14 protein-coding genes are annotated in these 15598 nt (G+C 66.6%); all 14 read right to left on the reverse strand.

The genetic code is table 11. The features are described 5' to 3' along the window. Window positions 1-77: 77 nt before the first annotated feature. Complete coding sequence (locus tag ACZK2G_RS06905; protein ID WP_046983145.1) at window positions 78-752, reverse strand: ribonuclease HII; 675 nt, start codon at window positions 750-752, stop codon at window positions 78-80. Further along, complete coding sequence (gene lpxB, locus ACZK2G_RS06910) at window positions 749-2008, reverse strand: lipid-A-disaccharide synthase (protein ID WP_046983144.1); 1260 nt, start codon at window positions 2006-2008, stop codon at window positions 749-751. Before lpxB ends, ACZK2G_RS06905 begins: the two co-directional genes overlap by 4 nt. After that, window positions 2005-2796, reverse strand: coding sequence for an acyl-ACP--UDP-N-acetylglucosamine O-acyltransferase (gene lpxA / locus ACZK2G_RS06915; protein ID WP_012510508.1), 792 nt, complete (start codon window positions 2794-2796; stop codon window positions 2005-2007). Before lpxA ends, lpxB begins: the two co-directional genes overlap by 4 nt. Before the next feature lie 16 nt (window positions 2797-2812). Beyond that, complete coding sequence (fabZ, locus tag ACZK2G_RS06920) at window positions 2813-3271, reverse strand: 3-hydroxyacyl-ACP dehydratase FabZ (protein ID WP_004150978.1); 459 nt, start codon at window positions 3269-3271, stop codon at window positions 2813-2815. After that, complete coding sequence (gene lpxD, locus ACZK2G_RS06925) at window positions 3268-4290, reverse strand: UDP-3-O-(3-hydroxymyristoyl)glucosamine N-acyltransferase (protein ID WP_478475024.1); 1023 nt, start codon at window positions 4288-4290, stop codon at window positions 3268-3270. Before lpxD ends, fabZ begins: the two co-directional genes overlap by 4 nt. Window positions 4291-4668: 378 nt before the next feature. Beyond that, entirely contained in the window at window positions 4669-7032 is a 2364-nt protein-coding gene (gene bamA / locus ACZK2G_RS06930) for an outer membrane protein assembly factor BamA (protein ID WP_046983142.1), read from the reverse strand. Between the two features lie 74 nt (window positions 7033-7106). Next, entirely contained in the window at window positions 7107-8465 is a 1359-nt protein-coding gene (rseP, locus tag ACZK2G_RS06935) for an RIP metalloprotease RseP (protein WP_046983141.1), read from the reverse strand. A 55-nt stretch (window positions 8466-8520) separates the two neighbouring features. Beyond that, the gene (locus ACZK2G_RS06940; protein ID WP_046983140.1) at window positions 8521-9711 is read right to left on the reverse strand and encodes a 1-deoxy-D-xylulose-5-phosphate reductoisomerase; all 1191 of its coding nucleotides are present in this window, start codon (window positions 9709-9711) and stop codon (window positions 8521-8523) included. A 2-nt stretch (window positions 9712-9713) separates the two neighbouring features. After that, window positions 9714-10550 carry a phosphatidate cytidylyltransferase gene (locus ACZK2G_RS06945; RefSeq protein WP_046983139.1) on the reverse strand — a complete coding sequence of 279 codons (837 nt, stop codon included), beginning with the start codon at window positions 10548-10550 and terminating at the stop codon, window positions 9714-9716. Next, window positions 10547-11314, reverse strand: coding sequence for a polyprenyl diphosphate synthase (gene uppS / locus ACZK2G_RS06950; RefSeq protein WP_046983138.1), 768 nt, complete (start codon window positions 11312-11314; stop codon window positions 10547-10549). The genes ACZK2G_RS06945 and uppS overlap by 4 nt, the downstream gene beginning before the upstream one ends. Before the next feature lie 5 nt (window positions 11315-11319). After that, window positions 11320-11874: a ribosome recycling factor gene (gene frr / locus ACZK2G_RS06955; RefSeq protein ID WP_004151064.1), complete on the reverse strand. Its 555-nt coding sequence runs from the start codon at window positions 11872-11874 to the stop codon at window positions 11320-11322. A 96-nt stretch (window positions 11875-11970) separates the two neighbouring features. After that, window positions 11971-12699, reverse strand: a complete 729-nt coding sequence (gene pyrH, locus ACZK2G_RS06960) for a UMP kinase (protein WP_005408745.1) — start codon at window positions 12697-12699, stop codon at window positions 11971-11973. Between the two features lie 120 nt (window positions 12700-12819). Then, window positions 12820-14358, reverse strand: coding sequence for a GGDEF domain-containing protein (locus ACZK2G_RS06965; RefSeq protein ID WP_046983137.1), 1539 nt, complete (start codon window positions 14356-14358; stop codon window positions 12820-12822). Between the two features lie 281 nt (window positions 14359-14639). Beyond that, window positions 14640-15515: a translation elongation factor Ts gene (gene tsf, locus ACZK2G_RS06970; protein WP_046983136.1), complete on the reverse strand. Its 876-nt coding sequence runs from the start codon at window positions 15513-15515 to the stop codon at window positions 14640-14642. Window positions 15516-15598: the final 83 nt, after the last annotated feature.

A 15598-nucleotide genomic window follows, 5' to 3' on the forward strand; every position in this document is an offset into this window, starting at 1 on the left:
CGTGTACGTGGATTTCCCGGTCGCCGGGTGCGTCCACGCTGCCGTGGTAGCGCCGGGCCATGCCCGGCGGCCGTTGTTCAGGCGATCGCGATGGCGATGTCAGCCGCCGCGGGCGGCGTTTCCAGGCACTCGCGCACCGGGGCGAAGCTGCGCCGGTGCTCCAGGCAGGGCCCGTGCTCGCGCAGGGCGGCCAGGTGGGCGGGGGTGCCGTAGCCCTTGTGCTGCTCGAAGCCGTATTGCGGGTGGAGGGCATGCACGTCCAGCATGTAACGGTCGCGCGAAACCTTGGCCAGGATCGAGGCCGCCATGATGGCGCGGTCGATGCCGTCGCCTCCGACCAGCGCCTGTGCCGGCAGCACCAGGCCCTTCGGCACCACGTTGCCATCGATGCGGGCGAAGCCCGCCACATGGGCCACGGCCGCAACCACGTCGCGCATACCCTGCAGGGTCGCCTGGTAGATGTTCAGGCGGTCGATGGTGTCCACGTCCACCAGCACTACGTGCCAGGCCAGCGCCCGTTCGATGATGCGATCATGCAGTTGCTCGCGACGGGCCGCGGTCAGCTGCTTGGAATCGTCCAGGCCATTGATGCGTGGCCGCGATGGATCGAATACCACCGCCGCCACCGCTACCGGCCCGGCCAGCGGGCCACGGCCGGCTTCGTCGACGCCGGCGACCAGGCGCTCCGGTTCGATCACCGCGCCGCCGTCGAACAGCGCCAGGCTGGCCGCTGCGGCGTGGCGGCGGCTCATGCCTGGTCCTGTTCGCGCATCAGCAGTTCGCCGACGGCGTCGGCGGCGCGGGCCGAGGCATTGCGGCGCAGGCGCTCATGCAGGCGGGCATAGGTGCCCTGCAGATCGGTCACCCGCTGCGGGTGGTCGAACCATTGCTGGACCGCAGCCGCCAGTTTGTCCGGCGTGCAGTCGTGCTGCATCAGTTCCGGCGCCAGGTCCTGGCCAGCCAGGATGTTGGGCAGTGCGAAACGGTCCACCTTGATCAGACCCAGCGCCTTGACCAGCCGGTAGGTCAGCTCGTTGACGCGGTAGCCGACCACCATCGGCCGTTTCACCAGCATTGCTTCCAGGGTCGCGGTGCCGGAAGCCAGCACCACCACGTCGGCGGCGATCATCGCGTTGCGGGCCTGGCCGTCGAGCACATGCGAGTACGCCACCGGCAACGCCGAGCGCGACAGCTGCTCTTCGATCAGGCGCTTGCAGGCTGGGTTGGCGGCAGGCACCACCACATGCAGGCCGGGGATGCGCTCGGAGACCTGCCAGGCGGCCTCGAAGAACGGCTCACCCAGCCGCGAGATTTCACCCAGGCGGCTGCCCGGCAGCACCGCCAGCACCTTGGCCGAGGTCGGCAAACCCAGTGCGGCACGGGCTTCCTCACGGTTGCCGTGCAGCGGAATGTCATCGGCCATCGGATGACCGACGAAGCGCGCGTCGACGCCGTGCTTGGCATAGATCGGCGGTTCCATCGGGAACAGGCACAGCACCAGGTCGGCACTGCTGCCGATCTTCTCGGCGCGCTTCTCGCGCCAGGCCCAGACCGAGGGGCTGACGTAATGCACGGTGCGCACACCACGCTGCTTCAGCCAGCGCTCGATACCGAGGTTGAAGTCGGGGGCGTCGATACCGATGAACACATCCGGCTGCCAATCCAGCGCACGCTGGCGGAACGCCGAGCGCAGCTTCAGCAGGCGTGGCAGGTGGCGCAGTACTTCGGTCAGGCCCATCACCGCCAGTTCGCTGGCATCGTGCCAGGTCTGGCAGCCGGCGCTGCGCATCGCATCGCCGCCGATGCCGGCGAATTCGGCATTCGGGAAGCGCGCCTTCAGTTCACGCACCAGGCCTGCACCGAGCAGGTCGCCGGAGGCTTCACCGGCGACGAGGGCGATACGCAGTGGGCGCTCGCTGAGCACCCGCTGCGCAGGGACGCTGCCGGCCATCGAGGCCAGCGGGATCACGGCGGCGCTGGCCGGCGCCTGGCCGGTCGCGTTGCTCATCGCAGCAACGGCCTCTCGGCGTGCTCGATGAAGTCCAGCATGGCCTTCACGTCATCGCTGCCGCGCGCCTGTTCGGTCAGCTGCTGCTTGGCCTCGGCCAGCGGCAGGCCGGCCACGTACAGCGTGCGGTAGGCACGCTTGATGGCGGAGATGCGCTCGGCATCGAAGCCACGGCGCTTCAGGCCTTCGCTGTTGATGCCTCGCGGGCGCCCCAGAGAGTCGGTGCCGACCATGGTGAACGGCGGCACGTCACCGTTGGTCAGCGCGCCCATGCCGAGGAAGGCATGCGCGCCGATGCGGCAGAACTGGTGGGCACCGGCGAAGCCGCTGATGATCACGTAGTCGCCCACGGTCACGTGGCCCGCCAGGGTGGTGTTGTTGGAGAACACGCAGAAGTTGCCGACATGGCAGTCGTGCGCCACATGCGTGTAGGCCAGCATCCAGTTGTCGTTGCCGATGGTGGTGATGCCACCGCCACCGCCGGTGCCGCGGTTCACGGTCACGAATTCACGGAACACGTTGCGGTCGCCGATCACCAGCTCGGTGCGCTCACCAGCAAACTTCTTGTCCTGCGGTTCGCCACCGATCGCGGCGTGGCCGACGAAGCGGTTGTCGCGGCCGATCCGGGTCGGACCGTGGATGCTGCAATGAGGGCCGACCACCGTGCCGGCGCCGATTTCCACATCGGCACCGATCAGGGTGAAGGCGCCCACCTGGACGTCATCGGCCAGGCGCGCGGCCGGATCGATGACGGCGGTCGGGTGGATCCGGGGTGCGTTGTCAGTCATTCCTGCCTCCAGTGGATCAGCCCTTGGCGCCGGCGCACATGACTTCGGCCGAGGCAACGACTTCACCGTTGACCTTGGCTTCGCCGTAGTACCAGCCCATGTTGCGGATCAAGCGCTTCATCTGCACATCCAGCAGCAGTACGTCGCCGGGGACGACCTGCTTGTTGAAGCGGGCGTTTTCCACCTTGACCATGTAGAACAGCTTGGACTGCGAGTCGCGGCCGAGCGTGAGCTGGGTCATCACGCCACCGGCCTGGGCCAGCGCTTCGATGATCAGCACGCCGGGCATGATCGGGCGGCCCGGGAAATGACCCTGGAAGAAGGGCTCGTTGATGCTCACGTTCTTCTGCGCCAGGATGCGCTTGGCCTCGATGTCGAGCTCAAGCACCCGGTCGACCAGCAGGAACGGGTAACGGTGCGGGAGCAGTTCCTGGATCTGGCAGACGTCGATCGGAAGCTGCAGCGTGTCGTTCATTCTTTCTCCTTGCCAGCAGCCAGGACGCGGCGAGCCAATACGTCCAGCTGCTTGAAGCGCGCGGCGTTCTTGCGCCACGTGCGGTTATCGGTCAACGGGGTACCGGACGAGTATTCGCCCGGCTCATGGATGGAGTTGCGGACCACGGACTTGCCGGTGATCACGACCTTGTCGCAGATCTCGAGGTGGCCGACTACGCCGACGTGGCCGCCGAGCAGGCAGTAGCGGCCGATCTTGGCGCTGCCGGCGATGCCGGTGCAGCCGGCGATGGCCGAGTGCGCGCCGATCTGCACGTTGTGCGCGATCTGCACCAGGTTGTCCAGACGAACGTCCTCATCCAGCACCGTGTCTTCCAGCGCTCCGCGGTCGACGCAGGTATTGGCTCCGATCTCGCAGTCGTCGCCGATGCGGACACCACCGAGCTGCGGCACCTTGATCCACTTGCCGGCGTCCATCGCCAGGCCGAAGCCATCGGCGCCGAGCACGGCACCGGGGTGCACGCGGACGCGCTTGCCGAGCTTGACCCGGGTCACCAGGGTAACCCGGGCAATCAGTTCACAGCCGGAGTCCAGGCTGCAGTCTTCGCCGATCACGCTGCCGGTGCCGATGATGCAGTTCTCACCGACCACGCTGCGTGCGCCGATGGAGACGAACGGACCGATATGCGCGCTGGCCGCGACCTGGGCGCTGGGATCGATGACGGCGCTGGGATGGATGCCCGGCGGGCGCGTCGGCGCGATGTCGAACAGTGCAGCAATCTTGGCGAAGGTGGTGTACGGGTCCTTGGCCACGAGCGCGGCGCCGGGGGCGGCCTCGGCGTCTTCGGCACGCAGCACCACCAGCGAGGCGTGGCTGTCGGCCAGCTGCGCACGGTAGCGCGGGTTGGCGAGGAAGGTCAGCTGGCCTGGGCCGGCATGGGCGAGGGTGGCCACGCCATGGATGGCGGTGGCGGGTTCGCCATGGACCTGCAGGCCGAACTGCTCGGCGAGTTGCTGGGCGGTGTAGGTGGGAGTATTCACGGCGGGAGTTTAACGTGTGACGCCATTTCGGTCATGCAGGGTCAAAAGCGGCGCCTGCCTGATGTCCCGGGGTGATGGCGCAGGGGGCTGCCCAGGACACGCCGTAAACCCATCCCTGGGGGCTCGATGGCGCCATCCATGGCGCCAACGGTCCTGGTCAGCCCCCTGCGCCATCACCAGATGATTTCACGCGAGCGCGGGAAGTAACGGCGGCGGCGAGCAAGTAGAACGAAAACGCCGGGCAATGCCCGGCGCTTCGCACCCCGACTGGTGGAGAGCCCCCCTTTGTTAAGGGGGGGGCGCGCCAGCGGCGCGGGGGATAGGTGAAATGCGGGGGCAATTCACCGGAGGTGGATCAGTTCTGAGGAACGACGTTCCTCAGAACTGGCCACCGAACGTGAATTGCAGCCGCTCGACCTTGTCGCCGTCTTCCTTCTTCAGCGGGAAGGCGTAGCTGATCGAGATCGGGCCGACCGGGGCGCGCCACAGCAGGGCCACACCGGTGGACACGCGCAGTTCGTTTGCCTTGAAGTTGTCCACGCCGGTGTAGACGTTGCCGAAGTCGACGAAGGCCGACACGCGCGCCGACGGGCTGTCGAACAGGCGCGGGAAATAGGCTTCGACCGAACCGACGGTCTTCAGCGAACCACCCAGCGGCTGGCCTTCCGGATAACCGGCGGTGGCTTCACGCGGGCCGAGGGTGTTGTCCTCGAAACCGCGCACCGAGTTGGTACCACCGGCGTAGAAGTTCTCGTAGAAAGGCAGGCCCGATGCGGTGACCGAACGCAGGTTGCCATCCTTGTCCGGCACCATTGCGGTCTTGTCGCTGCCATAGCTGTCACCGTAACCAACTTCGGCGCGGGTGTTGATGACCAGCGACGGCATGATCGGCCAGTACTTGCTGATCTGGTAGTTCAGCTTGTAGTACTCGATGGTCGAGCCCGGCAGCGTCGTTTCCAGGCCAACGCGCTGGTAGGTACCGCGGGTCGGCATGAAGTAGTCGTTGCGCGAGTCGCGTGCCCAGCCCAGCTCCGTGCGCCAGGCATGGAAGGTCTTGCTGCCCAGTACGTTGATGTAGTCGATGATCGACTGCGGTGTCGAGCCCTGGTAGGTGGTGATCTGGTTGCTGTCGATGCCGAACATCAGCGAGACGGTATCGGTCTCGGTGATCGGCACGCCGAACACCACCTGCGCCGAACCATTGGTGCTGTTGTACTGCGCGGTGTTGAAGTCGGAGTAGTCCAGCTCGCGCCAGGACAGGTTGTAGCCCAGCGACACGCCGTCATCGGTGAAGTACGGGTTGGTGTAGCTGAAGCCGTAACGCTGCAGGTAGCTGCTGCGCGAGGCTTCGACCGACACGCGGTTGCCGCCGCCGAGGAAGTTGTTCTGCGACAGCTGCACCGAGGTGGTCATGCCGTAGGACTGCGAATAGCCCAGGCCGAACACGAAGCTGCCCGAGGTGGTTTCCTTGACGTTGTAGACGACGTCGACCTGGTCGTTGCTGCCGCTGACGGCCGGGGTTTCCACTTCCACCGACTCGAAGTAGCCCAGGCGCTGCAGGCGGATCTTGGAGCGGTCGATCGCGGCCTGCGAGTACCAGCTGTTCTCGAACTGGCGCATTTCGCGACGCATCACTTCGTCGGACGTACGGGTATTGCCGCGGAACAGGATGCGGCGCACCGACACGCGCGGGCCGGGAACGACCTGCATGTTGATGGCAACGGTCTGCTCGGGGCGGTTGGTGGTCGGAATCGGGTTCACCTTGGCGAAGGCGTAGCCGATGTTGGACAGCGAATTGGTGATGGTATCCGAGCTGAATTCCAGCAGCGCACGCGAGAACGTGTCGCCGGATTTCTGGATCACCATGCGCTCGACGTCCTCCTGCGGGAGGATGGTGTCGCCGCTGACCTTGATCTCGGAGATCTTGTACTGCGCGCCTTCGGTCACGCCGGCGGTGAGGAACATGTCGCGCTTGTCGGGGCTGATCGACACCTGGGTGGAGTCGATGCTGAAGTCGACGTAGCCGCGGTCCAGGTACCAGGAGTTGAGCTTTTCCAGGTCGCCGGACAGCTTTTCCTTGGAGTACTGGTCGTCACGGCGGTACCACGACGCCCAGTTGTGCTCCTTGGACTCCCAGGTTTCCAGGATGTCCTTGCTCTCGAACTTCTCGGTGCCGACCAGGTTGACGTGGCGGATCTTGGCCGCCTTGCCTTCCTTGATGGCGATCGCGATGTCCACGCGGTTGCGGTCCAGCGGGCTCACCGTCGGGGTGATCTCGACGGTGTACTTGCCACGGTCGTTGTACTGGCGGCGCAGTTCCTGGGTCACGCGGTCCAGGCTCAGGCGGTCGAAAGTGCCACCCTCGGTCAGGCCGATGTCGGACAGGCCCTTGAGCAGCTGCTCGGACTTGATGTCCTTGTTGCCGGTCACGGTCAGCTTGTTGATCGCCGGGCGTTCCTTGACGGTCACCACCAGGATGCTGCCCTGGCGGTCCAGCTGCACGTCTTCGAAGAAGCCGGTCTTGTACAGGGCGCGGATGGTCTCGCCGACCTTGCTGTCAGTGACCGTCTCGCCACGTTCCACCGGCAGGTAGGTGAACACCGTGCCCGAGCTGATGCGCTGCAGGCCATCGACGCGGATGTCGCTGACAGTGAAGGGCTCGGCTGCCTGGGCAAGGCCGGGGGCGCCGGTGACGGCGGCGAGGGCGAGGGCCAGCAGGCGGCGATTGGGGAGTCGCGTCATGTCACGTCCGGTAGGAAGGTCGATTTCATTGGTGCGGGATGCCGACGCTGTAGACGGCAACAACGTGGAAAAGTTCATCGCGGGACCAGGCCGAGGATGTCGTTGTAGAACGCCAACCCCATCAGCCCGGCCAACAACGCCAGGCCGATGTATTGGCCGGCGGCGATGGCACGCTCGCTCAGCGGGCTGCCCTTGACCAACTCGATAAGGTAATACAGCAGGTGGCCGCCGTCCAAGATCGGGATCGGCAGCAGGTTGATGATGCACAGGCTGAGCGACAACAGGGCAAGGAACTGCAGGAACCAGTCGAGGCCGCGCTTGGCCGAGACATTGGCCACGCGGGCGATGGTGACCGGCCCGGAAACGTTCTGCAGCGAGGCTTTGCCGGTGACGATGCGGCCCATCATGCCGAGCGAATCGGCCGCCAGGCGGCCGGTTTCACGTACCGCGACGGTGACCGAGTCCAATGGGCCGTAGCGCAGCAGGGTGTCGTAGGGTGGGCTGAATTTGGTCGGGAACTGAACGCCGATCTGCCAGGTGGGGTCGCCCTTGGCGTCCTGGCCCTTGCGTGGCGTGACTTCCAGCGCCAGGCGCTCGCCGCCACGCAGGACCTCGATCATGCCCGGGCCGCCGGCACGCCCCAGCGCCTGGATCTCACCGATCACCTGGTCGGCGCCGTCGATGCGCTGGCCGTCGATGGCCACGATCAGGTCGCCCGGCTGCAGTTGCCCGCTGACGACCGAATCCGGGGTCAGCGATTCCACCAGCGCCGGCTGCAGCCACGACTGCCAGTACAGGCCCGCCAGGATCGGCACCCGTCGTTCATCGAAACCGGCTGGCAGCTGCGACAGGGGGAGGGTACGCACGCGCACCTGTTCGGCCGGGTCCAGCACTTCCAGCTTCACGTCACGGCGGTCCATTGCCGCGGCGGTCAGCGCCATGCTGGCCTCGCCCAGGGTCACCACCTGGCGCTCGTCCACGCGCAGCACGCGGTCACCGCTGCCGAGGCCGGCTGTGGCGGCGATGCCGCTGACGCGGCCTATGGTCGGCGAATAGTCCTGCTTGCCGATCACGAACATCGCCCACAGCAGCAGGATGCACAGCAGCAGGTTGGCGATCGGTCCGGCGGCGACAATGGCGATGCGCTGCCAGACCGTCTTGTGGTTGAAAGCCTGGCCGCGTTCGTGCGGATGGACCTCCACCTCGCGTTCGTCGAGGAACTTCACGTAGCCACCCAGAGGGATGGCGGCAATGGCGAACTCGGTGCCGTGCTTGTCACGGCGCGACCACAGCGGGCGCCCGAAGCCGACCGAGAAGCGCAGCACCTTGACCCCGCACAGGCGGCCTATCCAGTAATGCCCGAATTCGTGGAAGGTGACCAGCAGCCCGAGGCTGACAATCATCCACCAGACCGATCCGATGAAATCAGTCATGCAGGCTCACATTGGCGGGCAGGGGCGGCGTCGTCATGCTGGGCGAGGCGTTCGTTCAGGCGGCGGCGATGGTGTTCAGGGTGAGCTGGCGTGCCCGCTGGTCGGCGGACAACAGAACCTCAAGTGTATCGGCTGCTTGGGTCGGCAGTGTTGAAAGAGCGTTAGCAACCAGTTCCGGAATGGTCAGGAAACCGATCCGGCCCTGAAGAAACGCTGAAACCGCCTCTTCATTGGCGGCGTTCAGCACGGCCGGGGCAGTGCCGCCGGCCTGCATGGCCTGCCAGGCCAGCGCCAGGCACGGGAAGGCTTTGGTATCCGGGGCCTCGAAATCGAGCCGGCCCTGCGCCAGCAGGTCCAGCCCGGCCACGCCCGATTCGATGCGCTGCGGCCAGCCGAGGCCAACGGCCAGGGTGGTGCGCATGTCCGGCAGGCCCATCTGGGCCAGGGTCGAGCCGTCAACGAACTCGACCAGCGAATGGACCAGGCTCTGCGGGTGCACCAGCACTTCGATGCGCTCGCCAGGGATGCCGAACAGGTGGTGGGCCTCGATCACTTCCAGGCCCTTGTTCATCAACGTCGCCGAATCGACCGAGATCTTCGGGCCCATCGACCACTTCGGGTGGGCCACGGCCTGCGCCGGGGTGACCGCGGCAAGCTCGGCGCGGCTGCGGCCGCGGAACGGGCCGCCAGACGCAGTGAGCAGGATGCGGCGTACGCCGGCGCCATCGACACTGGCGTCGCGCGAGCGCAGGCACTGGAAGATCGCGCTGTGCTCGCTGTCGATCGGAATGATCTCGGCGCCTGCCTGCTGGGCGGTACGGGTCAGCAGTTCGCCGGCCAGTACCAGTGATTCCTTGTTGGCCAGCAGGATGCGCTTGCCGGCGGCGGCCGCGGCCAGGGTCGAGGACAGGCCGGCAGCGCCGACAATCGCCGCGACCACGGTGTCGCAGGCGTCGCTGGCGGCCAACTGGTCCAGCGCGGCATGGCCGGCGTGGGCCTCGGTGGACAGGCCTGCCTCGCGCAGGCCGTCGCGCAGCTCGGCGAACAGCGATTCGTCGGCGATCACCGCATGCGCCGGACGGTGCTGCCGGCACAATGCCAGCAGCGCCTGCACCTGGCGGCCGGCGGCGAGCACGGTGGCCTGATAGCGCTGCGGGTGGCGGGCGATCACGTCGAGCGTGGAGGCACCGATCGAGCCGGTGGCGCCGAACACGGCGACCCGGCGCAGGTCTGCGACAGCATTCATGGTCAGAACCCGAAGATTTCCTTGCCCAGCGCGAACACCGGCACGGCGGCAAGAACACCGTCGACACGGTCGAGCACGCCACCATGGCCCGGGATCAGGTGCCCTGAGTCCTTGGCACCGGCATGGCGCTTGATCAGGCTCTCGAACAGATCGCCCAGCACCGAGGCGAACACCGCCACCACCGAGGTGATCAGCAGGCCCGGCAGGTGTGCGATGTCGATGCCGGCCAGCCAGCCCAGGCCGACGGCCACGGCGACACCGGCCAGCAGGCCACCGAACAGGCCTTCCCAGGTCTTGTTCGGGCTGATGCGCGGGGCCAGCTTGTGCTTGCCGAAGTGACGACCAGCGAAATAGGCGCCTGAATCGGCGGCCCAGACCAGCGCCAGTGCGGCCAGCAGCCACAGGTGGCCCTGCTTGCCGGGCGGATCGCCGCCGGCGTGGATCAGTACCAGCGCGGCCCAGGCCGGGACGATGGCCAGGGAGCCGGCCAGCATCTTCACGATCCGCGAGGGTGCCGAAGGCTGGGCACCGAAATTGAAGAAGCGCAGCCAGACCAGCGCCGCCAGCCACCAGGCAACGCCGGCCAGGGTGGTGATCTGGAACAGCACCAGCGTGCTGCCATCGGCCCAGACCAGCAGCACCATCAGCAGCAGGTTCAGCACCAGCAGCACGGTACGCGCCAGGGTGTCTTCGATCCCGGCCAGCTTCAGCCACTCCCACAGGCCGATCAGCAGCACGGCGGCGGCGGCGGCGGCCAGCCATTGCGTCGGCAGCAGCAGGATCGCGGCAATGGCGACCGGCGCCATGATCAGCGCGGCGAGGACTCGGGTCTTGGTCATGGGCTGGTGGTCTCGGTGGCCAGTGCGGCGATCTGGGCGCTGGTCAGGCCGAAGCGCCGCTCGCGGCTGCCATAGGCGTCCAGCGCCTGTTGCAGCAGGGCCGCATCGAAGTCCGGCCACAGCGCCTCGGTGAACCACAGCTCGGTGTAGGCCAGCTGCCACAGCAGGAAGTTGCTGATGCGGGTGTCGCCACCGGTGCGGATGAACAGGTCCGGCGGCGGCAGATCGGCCAGCGCGACCTGACGGCCCAGCAGCGATTCGTCGATCTGCTCCGGCAGCAGGCGGCCTGCCGCGACTTCGGCGGCCAGTTCGCGCGCGGCACGCGCGATGTCCTGGCGGCCACCGTAACTGGCGGCGATCGACAGGGTCAGTGCGGTGTTGTCGGCGGTGCGCTGCTCGGCCAGCTGCATGCGGCTGACCAGCCCGGCGCCGAAGCGTTCGCGCTCGCCGATGAAGCGTACGCGCACGCCACGCCGATGCAGCTCGTCCACTTCGCGGTCGAGCGCGCCGAGGAACAGCTTCATCAACGCGTCGACTTCTTCCTGCGGCCGGCCCCAGTTCTCGCTGGAAAACGCGAACAGGGTCAGCGCCGGGATGCCCAGTTCAAGGCAGCGCTCGATGGTGCGGTTGACCGCGCGCGCGCCGGCACGGTGGCCGATCACGCGCGGGCGACGGCGCTGCTGTGCCCAGCGTCCATTGCCATCCATGATGATGGCAATGTGGCGGGGCAGGGCAGCCGGCAACGGAGGCGGGACTGAAGGCATCGACTTCAGACCGACAGCAGTTCTTTTTCCTTGTCGGCGACGACCTTGTCGACGTCCTTGATATTGGCGTCGGTCAACTTCTGGATGTCGTCTTCGCCGCGCTTCTTCTCGTCTTCGCTGATCGCCTTGTCCTTGTCCAGCTTGGCGATTTCCTTGTTCGCGTCCTGGCGGATGTTGCGGATCGCGATCTTGGCGCCTTCACCTTCCTTCTGCACCTGCTTGGCCAGCTCCTTGCGGCGCTCTTCGGTCGGCGGCGGCATGTTGATGCGGATCGCGGTGCCCAGGGTGTTCGGGGTGAACTCGGCGTTGTAGAGACCCTTCTCGATCTCCTTGATCATGCTCTTGTCGAACGGCGTGACCAGCAGCGAGTGGGCGTCGGCGTTGGAGATCGACGCAACCTGGTTCAGCGGGGTGCTGGCATTGCCGTAGGCATTGACCGTAACCCGGTCCAGCAGGGCCGGCGTGGCGCGGCCAGTGCGGATCGAGGTGAGGGTGTGCTTCAGAGCGTCGATGCTCTTGGCCATGCGCGTCTGCGCGTTGTTCTTGATGTCGTTGAGCATCGCCCGGTCCTGGGTGTAACTGGAATCGGGCGATTATAGGCGAATACGGGACGCTGCCGGGCCTGAATCGACCCGCAGCTCGCCTGGCGCTCAGGCTCAGGCCGGATCGCGGCCCTGGACCAGGGTGCCGATGTTCTCGCCGTTGAGGATCTTCAGCAGCTCGCCCGGCTGGCCCATGTCGAACACGCGCATCGGCAGGTCGCTGTCGCGGGCCAGCGCGAAGGCGGCGGTATCCATCACTTCCAGGCCGCGGCGGATCACTTCGTCGTAGCTCAGGCTGTCGAAGCGGACCGCGTCACTGTGCTTGTTCGGGTCCTTGTCGTAGACGCCATCGACCTTGGTCGCCTTCAGCAGCAGGTCGGCGCCGATTTCGATGGCGCGCAGGGCGGCGCCCGAATCGGTGGTGAAGAACGGGCTGCCAACGCCGGCGGCGAAGATCACCAGGCGGCCCTTTTCCAGGTGGCGGATGGCGCGGCGGCGGATGTAGTCCTCGCACACGTCGTTGATCTTGATCGCGCTCATCACGCGGGCCTTGGCGCCCAGCTTTTCAAGGGCATCCTGCATGGCCAGCGCATTGATGACCGTGGCCAGCATGCCCATCTGGTCGCCGGTGACCCGGTCCATGCCGCCAGCGGCCAGGCCGGCACCGCGGAAGATGTTGCCGCCGCCGATCACCAGTGCCACTTCGGCACCGGCCTGCTGGGCTTCGATGACCTCGCGGGCCAGGCGGTTGATGATCTTCGGGTCGATGCCGTAGTCCTCATCTCCCATCAGCGCCTCCCCGGACAGTTTCAGAAGGATGCGGCGATAGGCGAGCTTGGACATAGGGACCTCGGGTGCGTGGAAATCGCGGGCGATTCTACGCGCATGCAGCGTTGCGCCAAAGTGTTTTGTGCACTGCGGCGCAAAATACCGGCGTTCACCCCGGTCATCCGGGGCGTTCGTTCAGCCCAGTTCGGCGCCGGCGGTGGCTGACAGCTCGTCGTGGCCGAGGGCGCCGGGCGAGCGGGCGATCACCCGGTTGCGGCCCAGGTTCTTCGAGCGGTACAGCACGTCGTCGGCGGCGCGCAGCAGGTCCTGCACGTCAGCGAAGCGCTCGTAGCCGCCCTGGGTGGCCACGCCGGCGGAGAAGGTGACGAACAGCGGGCCACCCTCGATCTCGGCCATCGGCGTGGCAACGATGTTGGCCAATACCCGGCGGATTACGTCCAGTGCCACCGACTCGCTGGTGTTGGGCAGCAGTGCGACGAACTCCTCACCGCCAAAGCGGGCCACGGTGTCGCTGTTGCGCAGCTGGCCCTGCAGCTTGCCGGCGAAGGCCCGCAGCACTTCGTCGCCGGTCAGGTGGCCGTGCGCGTCGTTGATCTTCTTGAAGTCGTCGAGGTCGATGAAGGCCACCGACAGTGGCCAGCCCTGGCGGCCGGCGCGCAGGAATTCCTGTTCCAGCACTGCTTCCAGCTGGCGGCGGTTGAGCACGCCAGTCAGTGCGTCGCGGTGCGCCTGGTCGGCCAGGCGCTTGGCCCGGGCCTCGAATTCGTCGGCGCGGCGGCGTGCCTGGTCGGCATCCTGCAGTTCGCGCAGGTTGCGCAGGGTCGCCAGTTCCTGGGCGTGGTCGATCAGTTCGCGCACCCGCGACGGCGAGTTCAGTCCGGCCTCGAACAGGCTGGCGATGTCCGGCAGGGCGGCACTGATGCGGGCCAGCACCTGGTCGAAGCGGGCGCTGTCCAGCTCCAGGCGGTCGTGTACCTGCTGCAGGGCGCGTTCGCGGGCGGCGTCGGCATCGGTATCCAGCCAGATGTCGGCCACCGCGCCGGACAGCTGCACGCACGCCTGGAACGGCGATTCGGCAGCGCCTTCATCCTCGCTGTGGCTGATGCTTTCCACCAGGTAGCGCGGCAGGCCCCATTGTTCGGCCACCCAGGCGCCGACATCGGCGTGGCTGCAACCCAGTTCGCTGCGCTCGCGCGCCACCAGGTCGGTGTTGTCGCCGGCCTCGCGCAGCAGCGGCAGGTAGCGTTCCGATTCGGCCTGGGCCAGGCAGAGTACGCCGAGGTCCTGTAGCAGGCCGGCCAGCATGAGCTCCTCCAGCCGGCGCAGGCCGCGGGCCTGGCCCAGCTGGCTGGCGGCCAGTGCGCTGAGGATGCTGCGCTTCCACGCCCGCTGGCGCAGGTCATGATCGGCCCCGGCGCCACCGGTCAGGCCCTGTGTGACGGTGAAGCCGAGCGCGAGGCTGATCGTGGCGTTCAGGCCGAGCATGGTCAGTGCCTGGCCGAGGTTCTCGATCCGGCGGCGGCTGGCATACAGCGGCGAATTGGCGATGCGCAGCATGCGAGCGCTCAGCGCCATGTCGATGGCGATGATGTCGGCGGCGGTGGCGATGTCCGCTTCCGGGTCCTGGGCCAGTTCGATGATGCGCAGGGCAATACCGGGCGGCGAAGGCAGGTTGCGGCAGAGCGCCAGGGCAGCTGTCAGCTCGGGAGGCATGTCGGATCGTTCAATTCCATTAGGACAAGAATACCTAGGAATACATCACAGTCCGCGACTTTCGTTCCTGCTATGTGACTGTGGATTCCCTGCGCCGAGTATCGGCCTGATTCGCGCGCAACGCAAAGACCCTGGGTGCCGGTATGCGCACCAACGGTGCGCACCCACAGATATGGCAGAGATGGCACCAGCGGTGCGCACCTGTCACCGGGGCGGGCATAAAAAAAGAGCCGCGGTTCCCCGCGGCTCCTTCTGGTCGCATCACAGCCGGGAGGCTGGAATCAGACCTGCATCGCCTTGGCAACTTCGGCGGCGTAGTCTTCCACCACCTTCTCGATGCCTTCGCCGACGACCAGCAGCTTGAAGCCTGCCACGTCGGCGCCAGCGGCCTTGACCACCTGCTCGACGGTGGTGTCGCCCAGCACGTAGGTCTGGCCGTACAGGGTCACGTCGCTGACGATCTTGTTGATCTTGCCGCTGATGATCTTTTCCAGGATCTCGGCCGGCTTGGCCTTGTCCTTTTCGGACATCTTGGCCAGCTCGATTTCCTTTTCCTTCTCGACGAACTCGGCCGGGACGTCCGCAGCCTTGTTGTGCGGCGGCTTCAGGGCAGCCACGTGCATGGCCAGGCCACGGGCCAGCTCGACGTCGCCGCCGACCAGGTCGACCAGCACGCCAACCTTGCCGTTGGTGTGGACGTAGGCGCCGATGGTGTTGTTGCCATCAACCTTCACCATGCGACGGATCTGGATGTTCTCACCCAGGGTCTGCACGGCGGTGGCGCGGGCTTCTTCAACGGTGCGGCCATCGGCCAGCTTGGCAGCCTTCACGGCTTCGACGTCGTTGGCGCCCGATGCCAGGGCGGCAGCGGCGACGGAATCGACGAAGTTCTTGAAGTTGACGTCGTTGGCGACGAAGTCGGTTTCCGAGTTGACTTCGACCAGCACGGCCTTGCCGCCATCCTGGGCCAGGCCCAGACGGCCTTCGGCGGCCACGCGGTCAGCCTTCTTGTCGGCCTTGGCAGCGCCGGACTTGCGCATGGCTTCAGCAGCAGCGTCGATGTCGCCGTTGGCTTCGGTGAGAGCCTTCTTGCATTCCATCATGCCGGCGCCGGTGCGCTCGCGCAGTTCCTTGACCAGGGAAGCAGTGATTTCCACGGGATTACCTCACGAAAGAAAGGGGTTGGGCCGGCATGGTGGCCGGCCCGTGTGACAGTGTCCTGTCGTCGCGCCATCGGCAG

This window comes from Stenotrophomonas sp. 107298_Sma (genome assembly GCF_056480345.1).